The following is a 17,823-nucleotide window of genomic DNA, read 5'->3' as shown; positions in this document are numbered from 1 at the left end:
CACCCAGGAGTATGTAATGGAATTATCAGCGTTAACAGCTGTTTCCCCGGTCGATGGTCGCTACGGTAGTAAAACAGTAGCCCTGCGTTCAATTTTTAGTGAATTTGGTCTAATCAAATACCGTGTACAAGTAGAAGTTCGTTGGTTACAAAAACTAGCTGAATGTGACTTAATTGCAGAAGTACCAGCACTAAGTGCTGATGCTAACGCGGCATTAAACAGCATCACAGATAACTTCTCTGAAGCTGACGCTGCGCGTATTAAAGCAATTGAAAGCACAACAAACCACGATGTAAAAGCAGTTGAATACTTCTTAAAAGAAAAAGTTGCTGATAACGCAGAACTACACGCAGTGTCTGAGTTCATTCACTTCGCTTGTACTTCAGAAGATATCAACAATCTGTCTCACGCGTTAATGTTAACTGAAGCACGTGAAACAATTCTTTTACCTTACTGTGAAAAGCTTATCGACAGCCTAACAGTATTAGCCAAAGAATATGCTGCTGTACCATTATTATCACGTACTCACGGCCAGCCTGCAACGCCAAGTACGATGGGTAAAGAATTTGCTAACGTTGTTGTGCGTTTACGCCGTCAAATGCTACAAATCGCTAACGTTGAAATTTTAGGTAAAATCAACGGTGCTGTAGGTAACTACAACGCACACATCTCAGCTTATCCTGATGTTGATTGGAACGAATTCGCTGAAGAATTCGTCTCTAACCTTGGTGTTGTATGGAACCCGTACACAACCCAGATCGAACCGCATGATTACATTGCTGAACTGTTTGACGCAATTGCACGTTTCAACACCATTATTCTTGATTTTGACCGTGATATTTGGGGTTATATTTGTCTAGGTCACTTTAAGCAAAAAACCATTGCTGGTGAAATTGGCTCTTCAACAATGCCGCACAAAGTGAACCCGATTGATTTTGAAAATTCAGAGGGCAACATTGGTATTGCTAACGCACTATTCAATCACCTTTCTGCGAAACTACCGGTTTCTCGCTGGCAGCGTGACTTAACAGATTCAACGGTATTACGTAACCTTGGTGTTGCTATCGGTTATTCTGTTATTGCCTACGAGTCAACGTTAAAAGGGATCAGTAAATTACAACTTAACGAAGAAGCGCTACTTGCTGATCTTGATCGTAACTGGGAAGTTCTGGCTGAGCCAATCCAAACAGTTATGCGTCGCTACGGCATCGAAAAACCATACGAAAAGCTAAAAGAACTTACTCGTGGTCGTCGTGTTGATGGTCCTGCTATGCAAGAATTCATCGATACTCTCGAACTCACAGATGCAGTTAAAGCGGAATTAAAATTAATGACGCCAGCTAACTACATCGGTCGTGCCGTTGAGTTCGTTAACGAGCTTTAATTGCTCGGTAATAATGACCAAGTAATAATCGCTAAACTATAAATAATTTATCGCACGACTACATTGATAAATTGATTCAATCGTTTTATAAATGCGTGTCATAAATGAGTGAAAGCCCAAGTTTAACTACTTTTAACTACTTTTAATTACTTTTAATTAAATATAGGTAAAGGTTACTTGGGCTTTTTTGTGCGCCAGTTATCATTAACATTTTTCATATCAAAAAATCAGATATCGTAAATATGGATATCTTCGACATATAAATTCAAATCAAAATAAAAAAACCTCACTTTAGTTTCAATACGAAATAGTCAATCAGTCGTTAATAAAACAAACGGTTGAAATTGCCCTACCATCTTGTAACTTATCTCGATACACGGATAATCATCTCATCTACATTTGATTAACCAAGGATTTACATCATGCACGGATCATTTCTTATTGAAGCATTTCAAGCTCCCTCAAGTTACGCTGAAAACTTAGGTAATTTCTTTAATGATTTAGGTGCTGATCCTTACCTTGAAAGCAACTGTCGATTCCGCGCATTTTCGCAGTATCAAAAAACCAATGATAAATTTGAAAAGTTGGGGACAAGTTCCTTCATGCAGTCATCTGATGTAAACCGCCTTATCGGTAATGTTGAGCGTAAATTCGAAGACATCTCACCAGCACTTGACCAGCATCCTGACTTTCAAAATTTATTAAATGCGTTTCTTGAACGTACTAACGTCGATACCACCAAACAGCCGATTGGCGTTCACCAGATCCGAGTGGTGTGTTCACAAGATAAGTCAGGCTCGCCAGCACCCGAAGGCATTCATCAAGACGGTTTTGATTTTGTCGGTATCTTTTGTGTAAAAAGAGACAACATCGCCGGCGCATTTACCCAGATCTTCTCGTCACCGGTTGAGCAACATCCACACATGAGCACCACGTTAGAAGAAAACCAATTTATCATTTTTAACGATCGTCGTTATTTCCACTACGTGACAGAAACACTACCAGCGCTACAAGATAAAAGCGGCCTACGAGACGTATTCGTATTCACTGCGTAACCCACGCAAACGTAAACATTGCACTAGCAAAAAGAATTTATTAAAGGAATAACCTATGAACTTATGTATTGAGTCAATCCGCCAAGCTTTCCCAGCTTTACAACAGCAAGTGAATGGCGAGTCAGTGTATTTTTTTGACGGTCCTGGTGGCTCACAAGTTCCACAGTCTGTGCTTGATGCAATGACAGCTTATTTAGGTAAATATAACTCGAATCTTGGCGGTCGTTTTTTCTCAAGTGAAAAGACCGTTGATGTGATGCGTAATGCACGCCTAAGTGGTCAAGCATTATTGAATACCGAATCACCAGATAATATCGTGTTTGGTGCTAATATGACGTCACTGACGTTCCAATTAAGCCGAGCGATAAGCCGAGATTGGCAAGCGGGTGATGAAGTTATTGTTACTTCGCTTGACCATTATTCAAACGTATCAACGTGGCAACAGGCAGCAGATGATAAAGGCGCGATAGTACATCAAGCCCGCGTTAATGAAGTTGATTGCACATTAGATAGCGACCATTTAATCTCGTTGATTTCCAACAAAACTAAGTTAGTAGCGTTAACGTTTGCATCGAACACCACAGGCTCGTTGGTCGATGTGAAGCCAATCATTGCAGCGGCGCATGCAGTGGGTGCTAAAGTGTATATCGATGCGGTACATTACGCGCCACATAAGCTTGTTGATGTGCAAGCATTGGGTTGTGACTTCTTAGCTTGTTCAGCTTATAAGTTCTTTGGGCCTCACGTAGGTATCGCTTACGTGGCACCACAGTGGTTACATGCCTTATCACCATACAAAGTAGAACCCGCTACAAACCAAGGGCCAGGTCGATTTGAAACTGGTACGCAAAGTTTTGAAGCGCTAGCTGGATTTAGCGCTGCAGTTGAATACCTTGCGCATGCAGGTGATCAAACGCTACCGCTACGTGAAAGACTGGTGCAAAGCTTTGAGCTATACCAAACCCATGAACAACAGCTTAGCCAACACTTCCTTGCTAAGCTAGCGCAATACAGCAACGTAAAACTGTATGGCATTAGTGATATGAACCGATTAGCAGAACGTACCCCGACCTTCTCTATCCGTATTGATCATGCATCACCGGAAGATGTATCAGGCTTGCTTGGCCAGCATAATATGTGTGTATGGAATGGCCATTTCTATGCTATCGGTTTGTGTAAGCAATTAGATATCTTAGATAAAGGCGGCGTTATTCGTATTGGCTTTATGCACTATAATACCACCAGCGAAATAGATGCATTATTTGGCGTGCTATCGGCAGTGCTCGTTAAATAACGCAAGTTCACATCAGTCACTAAAAGCCCAAGTGTATCGTCTGCACTTGGGCAGATTGGATGGGCGCATCCCCCCTTCGTAAACTGGGCCACATTAGCCTAGTTGCGTGCTACATGCTGACTTTATACTTGGCCATACCTCTATGGATTTTTAGTGCGGTACTGTTTTCAATTGCCTGGGTGTTCCAGTTTATTGGCCATAAAATTGAAGGGGAAAAACCCTCGTTCGTCAAGGATCTGCAGTTCTTATTAGTTGGCCCGGCTTGGTTACTTGGGTTTATCTATCAACGTATTGGTATTCGTTATTAAGCACTCACTGCTAAACGATAACTGAAATATTCAGTGTCTTTGACAAACCCGAGTTTTTCATACAATGCTTGCGCGGAAAAATTATCTTGCGCGGTATTCAAATCAACGCGGATAGCACCTGTGTTTTTCGCTTCTCGAACTACACGATGAATTAGCTCATTAGCTAGGCCTTGCCTGCGGTATGCTGGTGCAATAAACAAGTCGTTCAACACCATAATTTTACCCAAGGATACCGATGAAAACGAATGATAGTTCAGCACAAAACCCATCGCCTCACCCCCTTTGTTATAAGCGATAAACACGGTCGCATCGTTATTCATTAAACGCTCACCTAAATACGGACGGTACTTTTGTGGCGCTGATGGTTGCTTATAAAACACCATATATTGATCAAATAAACTAACGAGATCGTTTAATTCTTCCAATGAAGCTTTTTTGATATGCATAAAATCCCTTTTCAATATGAATCTACAGAGTACAACGACTAATATACCCAAGCTACATCATACGTCTTTATTTTAATTAATTATTCATCCAGAGTATCAACATTTAACTAAATTGCAACAATCAAAAACTCCTTATTTATTCATACTTTAACTCGACTAATTATAGCTATACTGCTTATCTGTATCGCCATAAATAAGATGTACTCACCACTATTTAGCTCATTTAACAAGGAACGTAAAATGAAACTAATACCAGCATGTTTAGTGCTAGCCACCCTTTTTACAGGTACTGCGTTTGCGAATAATTTTTATACCCCAGTCAGTTATCGTTATTACCAACTCAATTATACGGAAATAACAACAGAGGAAGTTGATGATCCATTACAAACCTACAACTTCAATATGACTAACTTGCTCAGCCCTTATCTCTTTAGCCGAACAAATATCAGTTATTTAAGCAGAGAAACCATTATTGATAAGCAAAATGTCATCACTACAACCTCGATGCTGGCTATATTAAATATGGGCACACGCTTAGTGCTTCACCCTAAATTGGATCTGACGGTTGAAAGTGGTGCCATCTATGAATTCGGTAAAGAAGTCGAAATTAAATCAGGCTCAACAAGCATTACCAACGATGATTTTGATAACGAAATAGGCTTTAATGCCGCGATTGGACTAGCAATGCATGTTAGCCATCAACTTGAATTTATTATCGATGCGGCTTACATTGATATCGGTGATGAGTCTGAAATCGAATACAGTGCGGAGTTGGTTGCTCATGTTTTACCTAATTTAGCGTTAGTCGCCAATGGGGTAAAATATGACGACAGCATCGGGGTCGGTTTTGGTTTACAGTTTGATTTTTAATAACTCGCGGTGATCTATTGCAGCGATTAAGATGACTTAACCGCTGCAGAATATAATTGATATCGGCGTACTTGTAGATTTTCTGCTTCATAATAGTATTCGTTAAGAAACTCAGCCCCACAACTTTCAATGACTTTGCGCGAAGCAATATTTGCCGGCTCACAGCTTATGATCACGTCATTGGTCAGTGCAGTCTTTTGAATATTGGATAACATGAACTGAGCGACCCCTTTGCCTCTCGCAGACGATCTCGTTTCATATCCGATATGACCGATTACGTTTTCGATATAATCATTATCCCCCAATCTCACACGTATGGAACCAAGAATAACGCCATTATCAATACAGAAATAGGTCGTTATAGGCGACCAGCCTTTCGGTAGTTGTTCGCCACGTGCATAAGCAATGCGCTTTTTAAGGTAACCTTCATAATGACTAAAGATAAACTCATAAAGCACGATACCGTCAGCGACACATTCATCAACATAGGACTTAAAAGCGTTTAAGTGTTCCATGTTGGCAAGTTCAATTTTCATCTTACTATTCATTCTCCATTATCTTTATTTCCAATACGCTCACTATTGATGCGCATCACACCAAGCACTGAACTATATACCATGCACTGAACTATACCATGGCGCGTCATCACGTTCAAAACAAGTGATAGATTTAAACTATCAAATTCATAGATTCAATTGAATTTACCTATGTAACGATTTACCCCATAATCCTTCTCATGGATTCGCAGCCAGAATCCAATCGAGTAATCAACTAATTAATAGGATGACAACATGATCAACACTAAAATTAAACCGTTTAACGCAACCGCTTTCAAACAAGGCGAATTCGTCGAAATCTCAGAAAAAGACGTGGCAGGTAAATGGGCTGTATTCTTCTTCTACCCAGCTGACTTCACGTTTGTTTGCCCTACTGAACTAGGTGATGTTGCAGACCATTACGAAGAACTACAAAAGCGTGGCGTAGAAGTATTCTCAGTATCAACTGACACTCATTTCACGCACAAAGCATGGCACGACAGTTCAGACACTATCGGCAAAATCAACTACTACATGGTAGGCGACCAAGCTGGCAACATCACCAACAACTTCGGTGTAATGCGTGAAGGTCAAGGTCTTGCAGACCGTGCAACATTCCTAATTGACCCACAAGGTGTTATCCAAGCAATGGAGATCACTGCAGAAGGTATTGGCCGTGACGCTGAAGACTTAATGCGTAAAGTTAAAGCTGCACAATACGTAGCCGCGAACCCAGGCGAAGTTTGTCCCGCTAAATGGAAAGAAGGCGAAGCAACACTTGCACCGTCACTAGACCTAGTCGGTAAAATCTAATTTAAAGAATCGACCTCAGTATCGCTTAGCAGTGGCTGAGGTCATTTAAAAATACATTTTCGATGAACATCTCGGTAGCAATACCACGGCCGAGTGTTAATAAATAAAGTAAAAAAGTAAGAAAGTAGATTTTTAAATTAACCACATTGCTAATCACGTTTTTAATAAACGTATCTCATCTAGCCATAAGCAGAATCTAAAAGGTGTCACTATGTTAGACCAAAATATGAAAACCCAGTTAAAGGCGTATTTAGAAAATTTAAAGACAGAAGTACAACTGGTACTGAGTCTTGATGACAGTGATACCGCGCAAAAATTACATACGTTAGCACATGACATTGCTTCATTAAGCGACAAAGTCATCGTCATTGAAGATCAAAGTGCAAGCCCGCGTAAACCAATTATGCAGGTAGTCAATCCCATCAAACAAACCGCGATTGGTTTTGCAGGTTTACCAATGGGGCACGAGTTTACCTCACTGATATTGGCACTACTGCACAGTGGTGGTCACCCGATGAAGCTAGATGCAGAAGTGATTGAGCAAATGGCTAATCTTGAAGGTGAGATGCACTTTGAAATATTCATTTCATTAAGCTGTCAAAACTGTCCAGATGTTGTGCAAGCATTAAATATGATGGCGGCAACGAACCCAAATATTAAAACAACCATGATTGACGGTGCCGCATTCCAAGATGAAGTCGCTGAACGTAATATCATGGCAGTACCAAGTGTTTACTTAAACGGTGAAGTATTCACTCAAGGTCGTATTTCATTAACGGAAATATTATCAAAAGTGGATACTGGCGCAGCAAAAAAACAAGCTATCGCATTAAATGAAAAAGAACCGTACGAAGTACTTGTGGTGGGCGGTGGTCCAGCGGGCGCATCAGCTGCAATCTATGCGGCACGTAAAGGCATTCGCACTGGTGTCGTAGCCGAACGCTTTGGTGGTCAAGTCATGGATACCATGGCTATCGAGAACTTCATTTCGGTCAAAGAAACCCAGGGGCCGAAACTCGCGGCAGCACTTGAAGAACACGTAAAAGAATATGACGTGGATATCATGAACGAACAAAGAGCGAGTCGTTTAGTCAGTGCAGAAAAAACAGCCGATGGTTATATTCATGTTGAACTCGACAGTGGCGCGATATTAAAAAGCCGCAGTGTGATCTTATCAACAGGCGCACGTTGGAGAGAAATGAACGTACCCGGCGAACAAGAATACCGAAACAAAGGTGTAGCCTACTGCCCACACTGTGATGGGCCGTTATTCAAAGGTAAAAAAGTGGCCGTGATCGGTGGCGGTAACTCTGGTATCGAAGCTGCTATCGACTTAGCGGGTATTGTTGAACATGTGACTGTACTTGAGTTTGCAGATACCTTACGTGCCGATCAAGTACTCCTCAACAAAGCCAACAGCATGGCTAATATTAAGATAATTAAACAAGCACAAACCACAGAAGTTATCGGTGACGGTACGCGTGTGACGACACTTAATTATGTAGACCGCGCGACAGGTGATGCCAAACAGATCGAACTGGCTGGTATCTTTGTTCAAATTGGTTTGATGCCAAACAGTGATTTCTTAAAAGGCAGTGGTGTTGCTTTATCACCGCGTGGTGAAATTGAAGTGAATGCTAAAAATGAAACCTCAGTTGCAGGTGTATTTGCAGCCGGAGACGTAACCACGGTGCCTTATAAGCAAATTATCATTGCTATGGGTGAAGGTTCAAAAGCCAGCTTAAGTGCATTTGACCATTTAATTCGTACGCCAGCACCAACTGCAGCAGGCAACACGTAAATATAAAACATAGAAAAAGATAAACGTCACACTAGTCCCCACGTGTAAGGCTTATCATCCCTGCCAAAATCTGTGTTTTATCCCAGCAATTACTCATGATTGCTGGGTTTTTACTCTATGATAACCAGTAAATCTCGCATCTCAGTTATACCTGTTGATCTGACAAGACGTGCTCTCGGTTGTCAGGATTAGAATCGGATAATCTGTCGTCATATATACAATCGCTATATTGATACTATTTAACAGGCCCTTGCTCAAACTGCTTTAACTGGTCATTAATATCAAGCCATGGCGCTTTTGAAGCGACAAAGATATGAAAGTTGGGTTTATGTGTTGGTGTACTATCTAAAATACCTAAACGAATATTATGCTTGCCGCCAGTGATTTTTCTGGAAAATAGACTCGAACCACAACACTGGCAAAAGGCTAATTCTGTCTCTTCACTTTTTGGATATATCGAGACAAACTCCTCACCTTTTGAAAACGAAAATTTTGAAGATGAAATGCCCCCCACTGACGAGTAATCTGAACCAGTAAATTTACGACACTCAGAACAATGACAGTTACCCATATAATCAAAGTCATCAGGTACTTCAATACCAACTTTTCCACATAAACATGATCCGTTTAATATTCTCATTTTATTCCCCTAAAAGTATGCCTCACATTGAGCCACTGTTATTTAAGTTACGTTTTTCCATTGTGAAATTAACTAAAGTCACACCATTTCGTTGGAAGGTATTTCTCTTTATTACAAAGAACCCTCGATGCTTGAAGAACGGCTTAGCAATAAATGATGCTTCAACATATAAACGTTCGATATTGTTGAGTCTTGCTTCCGTAAGTAAGTGCTCATAAAGTGCAGACGCGACACCCATCCCCTGAAAGTTTGGGTGTGTGTAAGTACAATCAATATGACCATCGGCATCCAGTTCGATAAAACCAGCGACAAGACCATCGATGATAGCCACGAACGGTCTTTTTTCATCTAATCGCTTAGACCACGCTGCATAATCAGGGGGGGTTGGTGCCCAAGCTTCTTTCTGTTCTGGTGTATACACGGAAGGATCTATGGCGTGAACAGATTGATAAAACAAGTCCGTTATCTCAGCAGCCCATTGGTTAGAGTATGATTTAATTTCCATAAAGTGCATTATAACTAATATGTAGTAGCTCTTAAATCATTTATCATCAAACTTTGTAAAGCGGAGCTATTTATTACGAGTAAGAAAGATCCGCGCTTTTAAGAAACTCAATGGCTTGAGGCTGTTGATCTAGCGTAAAGCACTGCATATCAATATTTCTAAATATCTTGTCTTCAATATTAACAATATTTTCTATCCACTTTTTATCCGTTAATATAGCCACCTTGTCTATATTGGTAATTCCTACATCAAAAAGATATTTAAACTCTTCAATCAATGCTGCGAGTTCAACGCCTTTAAAAGAATCAATTTTTTCAAGAAGCACAATACTGCCGTGACGTTCAATCTTTTCTTTTGCCGCATTAAGGACCAAAGACATATCGCTTTCCGTTATTTTTCCAGACATTTGAAATGCAATTGCATTATCAATCTCGATATCCATCATTTCAATCATATCTATCTCCTTGTAAATAAAAAAGCCTTACCCCTACCCCATTATAACAACGGATTCAGAGTAAGGCTTCTTAGTAGCACATACTGTTAGTAGTAAGTACTGTTGTAGTAGCGACTAGCTTAGTGCGATAAGATCTGATCTAAGAACATTTTTAGACGATCTGATTGCGGATTATCAAAGAACTCATGCGGTTCATTTTCTTCAATAATTTGCCCTGCATCCATAAAGATAACGCGGTCTGCCACTTTCTTAGCAAAGCCCATTTCGTGGGTTACACAAATCATGGTAATACCTTCATCTGCAAGCTCGACCATTACGTCTAACACTTCCGATACCATTTCAGGATCCAGTGCCGATGTTGGTTCATCAAACAACATGATCTCTGGGTTGATACATAAACAACGGGCAATCGCTACACGTTGTTGCTGACCACCAGAAAGTTGATTAGGGAACTTATGCGCTTGGTCGGCAATCTTTACACGCTCTAGATATTCCATCGCGGTTTTAATTGCCTCATGACGTGGTTTCTTATGCACCCATATTGGCGCTAATAACAAGTTCTCCAATACAGTAAGATGCGGGAACAAATTAAAATGTTGGAATACCATACCTACTTGCGAGCGGATATGACGCACAACTTTTACATCATCAATCAGGTCAGTGCCGTTAATACTAATCTTACCTTCTTGAAATTTTTCAAGATGGTTTAGACAACGAATAGTGGTTGATTTACCCGAACCTGATGGGCCACAGATAACCACTTTTTCACCTTTTTTAATATTGAGGTTAATATCTTTAAGTACGTGAAAATCGCCATACCATTTGTTAACGTCTTTCATGCTGATCATATAATCTTGTTCTGCCATGATATTTCCTTATACCAATTACCTTACGTAAATGGTCAGTTTTAAGCTGTAAAATTTACGGTAATTATTAATGATCGGTATTATATCGTCGTTCGATCACACGAGAGTATTGCGACATACTGAAACAGAATACCCAATAGATCATAGTAACAAATACATAACCTTCGATTTCAAAACCAAGCCAATTAGTATCACTGTTTGTCAGCGTAACCATAGCCAAGATGTCGAATAAACCGATGATTAATACCAGCGTCGTATCTTTAAATAACGAGATAAATGAACCAACCAGATTCGGTATCGAGATCTTTAACGCCTGTGGCAAGATAATCAAGATCATACCCTGCCAATACGTTAAGCCTAATGACTCACTCGCTTCATACTGACCTTTCGGAATGGCTTGCAAACCACCACGAATAACCTCGGCAATATAAGCCGATTGGAACAGCGTAATACCAATTAACGCTCGTAATAATTTATCAAAATCGATACCATCACTAAAAAACAGCGGCAATACTACCGACGCCATAAATAAGATAGTGATGAGTGGTACGCCACGAATAAACTCGATAAAACCAATACATAGGGTTTTAACAATCGGCATATTGTCAGACTGACGACCAAGTGCCAGTAAAATACCAATTGGGAACGAAGCAATAATACCGACGGCAGCGACTAAAATGGTCAGCATTAAACCACCCCATTTTTCAGTACTAACTACTTCAAGACCAAACCAACCACCGCTAATTAAGACAAAGCAGACGAATGGAAACAGTAACATGATCACTAATTTCACTTTGATATTGTTGATACGAGGTACCAAAAATACAAATGCTAAGCTGATTAAAGCGACTAAATTAGGACGCCAATGTAAGGATTCAGGATAAAACCCATACATAAACTGATCAAATTTTTCGATGATAAAGATCCAACGAGCACCTTCTTTTACCACTTCCTCTTTGGTACCACTCCAGGTCGCATCAAAGATCATCCAATCCAACAGCGGTGGCACCGTAGCATAAATAAAGTAGAACCCAAGCAAGGTTAACAGTGTGTTAGATATAGTAGAAAATAAATTCTCTCGTAACCAGAATACAAGCCCCTTACTGGTTGAAGGTGCAGGTTTGGCCTCTTTCATTGTATAAACAGCCATATTATCTTCCTTTAATTTCCATTCTTGCATTAACCCAGTTCAGCAGCAGTGAAATAACAATGCTGAAAACAAGATATACCGCCATCGTCATTAAAATGATCTCAATAGCCTGCCCAACTTGGTTAAGCGTTGTTCCAGAGAACAAGGTTACAATTTCCGGATAACCGATGGCAGTTGCCAGTGATGAGTTTTTCACGAGGTTAAGGTATTGGTTGATCACGGGTGGAATAATCACCCGTAATGCTTGCGGTAAAACAACTTTACGCAAGATCACATGCTCTTTTAAACCCAACGATTTGGCCGCTTCTTTTTGCCCTTGGGGTACAGCTTCAATCCCCGCACGCACTGCTTCTGCAATATAAGTAGCGGTATAGATACTTAACGCAAAAATCAGCGCTAGCAGCTCAGGAATAATGGTGATACCACCTTTAAAGTTAAAGCCTTTCAATGCCGGATATTCAGCACTGATTGGTTGTCCCGCAAGGAAAAATATTAATAATGGCGCACCGATCAACATGCTAATACTAACCCGAATAACAGGGAATTCTTCACCCGTTAAATCATGTCTCTTATTCGCCCATTTAGACAAAAACACGACACTGATACAAGCAAGCACAAACGCCACTAATATAGAGATACTACCTGATTCAAAAATAGGATCTGGAATGATCAAACCACGGTTGTTGATAAAAATAGAGTCGAAATAAGAAAGACTTTGACGGGGGCTAGGTAACGCCGCAAGCACCACGTTATACCAAAACAAAATCTGTAATAAAATGGGGATGTTACGGAATGTTTCAATATACACCAGAGACAGTTTCGAGATTAAATAATTAGGCGATAAACGACCAATACCAATCAATAACCCAAGTCCCGAAGCTAGAATAATACCGATCACACCCACTAACATTGTATTTAATAAACCAACAATAAATACATCTAAAAAAGTCGAGCTGGTATCATCATAATGAATAAGCGATTGACTGATACCAAAACCAGCAGTTTCACTTAAAAACGAAAAACCGGTTGTTATGCCCCTTTTTGCTACATTATCAAACATGTTGTTAACGAAGTAAAAAAGGCATAAAACCACAACCACTAAGGAAAGCACTTGGAAAATAATCGCGCGATTTTTAGGGCTGTTAAATAAACCAAGGGAGGTCGGGGGGAGCGTTGAATTCTTCATAACAAAATAAACCTTTTAAAAAGGGGGCCAAGCCCCCGATATACCAAGGTCACTTCAACAAAACATAATGATGAAAAGGTGAAGTGACTGAGGTATTAATTTATCGAATTGGCATTGCGTACATTAAGCCGCCTTTATTCCATAAATTATTGAGACCGCGGTCAATGTTAAGAGGTGAATTTTTACCTACGTTGTTCTCAAACATTTCTTCATAGTTACCAACTTGCTTAACAATTTGGTAAGCCCAATCGGATTTAAGGCCTAAGTTTTCACCGGCTTTACCAGTCACGCCTAATAAACGTTTCACAGATGGATTATTAGATTTTAACTGCTTATCAACATTGCTTGAATTTACACCTAACTCTTCCGCTTCGAGTGTGGCGAATAAGGTCCAACGAACCACGTTAAACCATTTATCATCGCCTTGACGAACAACTGGACCTAGTGGTTCTTTAGAAATGATATCAGGTAAAACCATAACTGATTTTGGATTATCAAATTTGATTTTTAAGCCATATAGCTGTGAAGCATCAGAAGTAACGGCGTCACAACGACCTTTTTTGAATGCATCAAGTGTTTGACCTGATGTATCAAACGTAACCGCTTTATATTCCATGTTATTTGATTTGAAATAATCAGTTAAGTTAAGCTCTGTTGTTGTACCCGCTTGAATACAGAAAGAAGCACCATCGAGTTGTTTCGCTGACGTTACGCCAAGATCTTTTTTAACTAGAAAACCTTGACCATCATAGTAGTTAACTCCCGCAAAGTTTAAACCAAGTGAAGTATCACGTGTTGCTGTCCAAGTAGATGAACGCGCTAAAAGATCAATTTCACCACTTTGTAACGCCGTGAAACGTTCTTTCGCTGTCAGTGGAATATATTTCACTTTAGATGCATCACCTAATACCGCGGTTGCAACTGAACGACAAAAATCAACGTCGATACCTTTCCAAACGCCTTTTGAATCAGTCGCCGAGAAACCAGGGATCCCTGTAGAAACACCACAGTTTAATACGCCTTTTTTCATCACTTGCTCTAATGTAGCAGCATTAACTAAATTGGGCAGTGTTGATGCTAGACCTAGTATTAAAGCTATTTTTGTAACCTTCATATTAATTTCCTTGTCTATTTTTATTATTGTAAATATCAATTAAAAAAAACTGTATAGCCCTTAATAATAGTTACCTTTTCTTGATTTAGGAGCACAAAATAATCATAAGGGAATTTTTAAACAACATCTACAAAGCAACAACTGTTTAACAAAAGCATTAACAACTATTTGAGCTAGACCACAAATTTAACATTAAATTAACGTTTACGGTGAGATTTTAGGTGAATCATACTTTATGGATATTCACTTTCAGGATTTCATCCATATTTAGATCTAAAGTGACAAGTAATGTACTATAAATATTACCCGTGTTTTGACATGCTAATATCAGTGGTGGCCGTATATGATCTGCCATTTAAGCACTTAATTTAGTCTTGATGTGAAGGTTGGTACTATTTCGAAAAATCAAATAACCAGTTTCAGATAATGCTTACGCCCAAAAGTCGCATATAACGTCGAACAAAATAGAACTAATAACAGATTATGGGAAAAAGCATTTTTAACGGTGACCGCACCATGGGAGAGATCTTTGGTATAAATAGGCTGGCTAGAACACCAACTGAGCTTGGCTTGCAAGACTTGGGTATTATCGGGGACCTCAATAGCAAAACGTTGACCGCGTTTCACATATGTTACAAATTTACCATCCGCATATAATTTATAATCCCGCACCGCATCCAGCAGTTGTGTAGGTCTGTATATCCATAATTTCATCCGTTCATCCTTGATAATAGATAGATATTATCTATATATTATTGAAAAAATATCGTTCTGTAGCATTATTTAAGTACTAATTGACCCAAAGTGAGAAACTTCATTATAGATACAAAATAATAATCAATATCATACTTTACAATAACAAAAACCAGTTACAGTAATGCAAGCAAAGAACAATAGAGGCTCTCTTTAGAGCGGCCTAAGTAATTAAAATAGAGGGTATATAACATGGAAGTTAGAATAACAGTTAGTGGTATTGGAGCTGGTATCCCAGCATTATCAATGGGTGTCAATATAAGATCAGAGGCGAAATCAAAGGTAATGCAATAAAGAAACAACTTGAAAAGGCGAAATAAAATGAACTTAACCGTCGTAGGAAAAGAATCAACTATTAAGTCTAAACCATTAACTTATCTAAATCGGTTTTTTATTTTTTGTCAGTTATTCATTTTAGGAGGGCTTGCTACGATTGTGACTTCTAGGCTGCGATTCGAAGAAATCTCTAATAGCAGATTTGAAAATTCAAATTACCTAATGAATTCACTATTTATTGACCTATTTGTACGAATTGAAATGCTAATTCCGTTAGTTTTTTTATTCATATCGATTCTTTATAAAGAAAGAAGAGTTACATTAATTAAAAATAAAATAATGGTCAATCTAATATTAATACTTGCTTTACGTCCATCTTAATATCAAAACTTTATGCGGTTTAGTCAATCATCAAAAATGATAAAAACACAGCGACAGTAATCGCTGTGTTTTTTATCAAAGCAAGAATTAAGGTTCTTGACGTGTGCTTGCTAATACGATCTCACGAATACATACATCTTGTGGTTGTGCATAAGCAAATTCAATTGAACGTGCAACATCATCAGGTGCAAGAATATTACCCATTGTTGATTTCCACTCTTCGTAGCCCGCTTTAATATCTTCTGAAGTTGTATGTGATAACAATTCAGTTTCAACAGCACCTGGAGCGATAGTAATTACACGCACATCAGATGTTGCCACTTCTTCACGAACATTTTCAGTAATAGCGTGTACCGCAAATTTAGTACCACAATAAGCAGCGTGCGCACCGAATGTTTTGCGACCAGCAACTGAACTAATGTTAATAATAGTTCCCGTGTTACGGGCTTTCATTGGCGCAAGTACTGCTTGCATGCCGTTTAATAATGCAATCACATTAATATCGAACATGGTTTTGAATTCTTCAGCTGGTTGGGTATCGATTTGACCTAATAACATCATGCCAGCATTGTTAATCAATAGATCTGTTGGACCATATAACGATTCTGCTTTAGCAAGTGCAGCGTGGAATTCGGCGTGAACCGTTAAATCTACTTTTTCACATAAACAGTTAGGTAAATCTAGCGCTTCTAGTTTTTCAACACGACGAGCAACTAATAATAACGGGTGACCAGCTGCGCTTAAACGCTTCGCTGTAGCTTCACCAATACCAGAACTTGCACCTGTGATCACGACTAATTTTTTCATCATATACTCTCTATTTTTGATTATATTCATACCCAAAAACGAATCTCTCAATGTTAGATCTAGGCGCTTCTGAGTGGATGAAAGAGAGTATATAGAAATGATTATTGTTGATATATACACAATAAAGAACATAACTGTTACGCATTAAGCTACAATAACAAAAGTTTATTTTATCCACTTAATCAATACAGGCATAGTATGCAAACTAACTCTTCTCTTGCCGACATCCGCACTTTTGTAACTATTGCTGAACAAGGAAGCTTTACCAAAGCAGCTGAAGTTCTACAGTCATCTCGCGCCCATGTATCCCGTCAACTCGCGCAGCTAGAGCAACAGTTAGGTGTGCAATTGATTATTCGCACAACTCGAGCACAGCGTCTTACTCCTGTTGGTGAGCAATTCTTTCAGCAATGCCTTAACTCGCTGCAAACGATTAACCAAGCCGTGATCGCAGCTAAAGATGATACAGAACAATTAAAAGGCAGCATTTGTATTAACTGTGTTGGTGGGGTGATTGGCGAGGATATCTTAACGAACATTATCAGTGAATTTAATTTACAATATCCTGATATCGAAGTTGAGCTCGACTTTAGTAGTCCTCGTGTAGATTTGATTGCAGAAGCGTTTGATTTGGTCGTGCGCATGGGGGAGTTAGAAGATTCAGGTTTGGTCGCCAGAAAGCTCACAGACATTAAAGTGCAGGTGTTAGCCAGTCCTGATTACCTTGCCAAGCACGCTGTTATAACTCATCCAAAAGATTTAGAACAACATAACTGTTTAACCGGTAGTATCAAGCGCTGGCGCTTCCATCAAAAATCACGTCAACACAATAATGCGCCAATACACGAAGTAGAGATACACGCGAAGGGTAACTTTAGTTGTAAGAGTGGTCGCGCATTAATTAACGCAGCTAAGAATGGTAATGGTATTGTGCGATTACCCGAGCTGTATTGCGACACTGAAATTAAGGCCAATACCTTAGCTCCAGCACTTATATCAGGATCTGAGCAAGAACAATGGCATTCGCCAGATGTACCACTGTTCCTGCTTTATCATCGTAATCGTTATCAACCCGCACGATTAAAAGTGTTAATTGATTTTATTTGCCGACACTTTAATCAATTTTAAAATATACCAATAACAGGGTATTAGTCGTAATAAAACGGCCTCACGTATAAATGTTC

The 17,823-nt window shown here is 39.4% G+C and carries 18 protein-coding genes and 1 pseudogene; 8 read left to right on the top strand and 11 right to left on the bottom strand.

Translation table 11 applies throughout. The annotated features are described in order from the left end of the window. The first annotated feature begins 16 nt into the window (after positions 1 to 16). The 4 genes and pseudogenes from purB to HRT96_RS02765 all read left to right on the top strand — a co-directional run. Positions 17 to 1,384, top strand: coding sequence for an adenylosuccinate lyase (gene purB, locus HRT96_RS02780; RefSeq protein WP_006030751.1), 1,368 nt, complete (start codon positions 17 to 19; stop codon positions 1,382 to 1,384). Between the two features lie 422 nt (positions 1,385 to 1,806). Then, the gene (locus HRT96_RS02775; RefSeq protein ID WP_293151862.1) at positions 1,807 to 2,439 is read left to right on the top strand and encodes a 2OG-Fe dioxygenase family protein; all 633 of its coding nucleotides are present in this window, start codon (positions 1,807 to 1,809) and stop codon (positions 2,437 to 2,439) included. Between the two features lie 55 nt (positions 2,440 to 2,494). Next, entirely contained in the window at positions 2,495 to 3,733 is a 1,239-nt protein-coding gene (locus HRT96_RS02770) for a cysteine desulfurase-like protein (protein WP_293151859.1), read from the top strand. A gap of 98 nt (positions 3,734 to 3,831) precedes the next feature. Next, positions 3,832 to 4,041: pseudogene (locus tag HRT96_RS02765) on the top strand (Mpo1-like protein); the annotation flags it as partial. Here the strand turns inward: HRT96_RS02765 and HRT96_RS02760 are convergent. Next, on the bottom strand, positions 4,038 to 4,487 hold the full coding sequence (locus HRT96_RS02760) for a GNAT family N-acetyltransferase (RefSeq protein ID WP_293151856.1): 450 nt from the start codon (positions 4,485 to 4,487) through the stop codon (positions 4,038 to 4,040). The pseudogene HRT96_RS02765 and the gene HRT96_RS02760 sit on opposite strands and share 4 nt — an antisense overlap. A 240-nt stretch (positions 4,488 to 4,727) precedes the next feature. Between HRT96_RS02760 and HRT96_RS02755 the strand changes: the two genes are divergently transcribed. After that, positions 4,728 to 5,357: a hypothetical protein gene (locus tag HRT96_RS02755; RefSeq protein WP_293151853.1), complete on the top strand. Its 630-nt coding sequence runs from the start codon at positions 4,728 to 4,730 to the stop codon at positions 5,355 to 5,357. A 26-nt stretch (positions 5,358 to 5,383) separates the two neighbouring features. Here HRT96_RS02755 and HRT96_RS02750 read toward each other — a convergent pair whose 3' ends face one another. Beyond that, positions 5,384 to 5,893 (bottom strand): GNAT family N-acetyltransferase, encoded by a 510-nt coding sequence (locus HRT96_RS02750; RefSeq protein WP_293151850.1) that lies wholly within the window; start codon positions 5,891 to 5,893, stop codon positions 5,384 to 5,386. Between the two features lie 255 nt (positions 5,894 to 6,148). Between HRT96_RS02750 and ahpC the strand changes: the two genes are divergently transcribed. Both ahpC and ahpF read left to right on the top strand, forming a co-directional pair. Further along, positions 6,149 to 6,706 carry an alkyl hydroperoxide reductase subunit C gene (gene ahpC / locus HRT96_RS02745; protein WP_293151847.1) on the top strand — a complete coding sequence of 186 codons (558 nt, stop codon included), beginning with the start codon at positions 6,149 to 6,151 and terminating at the stop codon, positions 6,704 to 6,706. Positions 6,707 to 6,917: 211 nt separating this feature from the next. Beyond that, on the top strand, positions 6,918 to 8,507 hold the full coding sequence (ahpF, locus tag HRT96_RS02740; protein ID WP_293151844.1) for an alkyl hydroperoxide reductase subunit F: 1,590 nt from the start codon (positions 6,918 to 6,920) through the stop codon (positions 8,505 to 8,507). Between the two features lie 235 nt (positions 8,508 to 8,742). On the opposite strand, the gene HRT96_RS02735 is transcribed toward ahpF, so the two are convergent. The 9 genes from HRT96_RS02735 to HRT96_RS02695 form a co-directional block, all read right to left on the bottom strand. Next, complete coding sequence (locus HRT96_RS02735; RefSeq protein ID WP_293151841.1) at positions 8,743 to 9,147, bottom strand: GFA family protein; 405 nt, start codon at positions 9,145 to 9,147, stop codon at positions 8,743 to 8,745. A gap of 22 nt (positions 9,148 to 9,169) precedes the next feature. After that, a complete protein-coding gene (locus HRT96_RS02730) occupies positions 9,170 to 9,652 on the bottom strand; it encodes a GNAT family N-acetyltransferase (RefSeq protein ID WP_293151838.1) in 483 nt (160 codons plus the stop codon). A gap of 73 nt (positions 9,653 to 9,725) precedes the next feature. Continuing rightward, entirely contained in the window at positions 9,726 to 10,106 is a 381-nt protein-coding gene (locus HRT96_RS02725) for an STAS/SEC14 domain-containing protein (RefSeq protein ID WP_293151835.1), read from the bottom strand. 119 nt (positions 10,107 to 10,225) lie between these two features. Next, complete coding sequence (locus tag HRT96_RS02720) at positions 10,226 to 10,972, bottom strand: amino acid ABC transporter ATP-binding protein (RefSeq protein WP_366050981.1); 747 nt, start codon at positions 10,970 to 10,972, stop codon at positions 10,226 to 10,228. A gap of 67 nt (positions 10,973 to 11,039) precedes the next feature. Continuing rightward, a complete protein-coding gene (locus HRT96_RS02715) occupies positions 11,040 to 12,122 on the bottom strand; it encodes an amino acid ABC transporter permease (protein ID WP_293151832.1) in 1,083 nt (360 codons plus the stop codon). A 1-nt stretch (position 12,123) separates the two neighbouring features. After that, entirely contained in the window at positions 12,124 to 13,308 is a 1,185-nt protein-coding gene (locus tag HRT96_RS02710) for an amino acid ABC transporter permease (RefSeq protein ID WP_293151829.1), read from the bottom strand. A gap of 100 nt (positions 13,309 to 13,408) precedes the next feature. Next, positions 13,409 to 14,422, bottom strand: coding sequence for an amino acid ABC transporter substrate-binding protein (locus tag HRT96_RS02705; RefSeq protein ID WP_293134962.1), 1,014 nt, complete (start codon positions 14,420 to 14,422; stop codon positions 13,409 to 13,411). A gap of 405 nt (positions 14,423 to 14,827) precedes the next feature. Beyond that, a complete protein-coding gene (locus tag HRT96_RS02700) occupies positions 14,828 to 15,136 on the bottom strand; it encodes a hypothetical protein (RefSeq protein ID WP_293151826.1) in 309 nt (102 codons plus the stop codon). A gap of 783 nt (positions 15,137 to 15,919) precedes the next feature. After that, positions 15,920 to 16,639, bottom strand: a complete 720-nt coding sequence (locus HRT96_RS02695) for an SDR family oxidoreductase (protein WP_293152113.1) — start codon at positions 16,637 to 16,639, stop codon at positions 15,920 to 15,922. Positions 16,640 to 16,837: 198 nt separating this feature from the next. On the opposite strand from HRT96_RS02695, the gene HRT96_RS02690 reads away from it, so the two are divergent. Then, positions 16,838 to 17,767 (top strand): LysR family transcriptional regulator, encoded by a 930-nt coding sequence (locus tag HRT96_RS02690; RefSeq protein ID WP_293151823.1) that lies wholly within the window; start codon positions 16,838 to 16,840, stop codon positions 17,765 to 17,767. The last annotated feature ends 56 nt before the right edge of the window (positions 17,768 to 17,823 follow it).

This window comes from Moritella sp., from assembly GCF_013215705.1.
Taxonomy (GTDB): Bacteria; Pseudomonadota; Gammaproteobacteria; order Enterobacterales; family Moritellaceae; genus Moritella.
The sequence above is the reverse complement of the archived record's forward strand: the minus strand, read 5'-3'. Positions and strand labels throughout refer to the sequence as shown.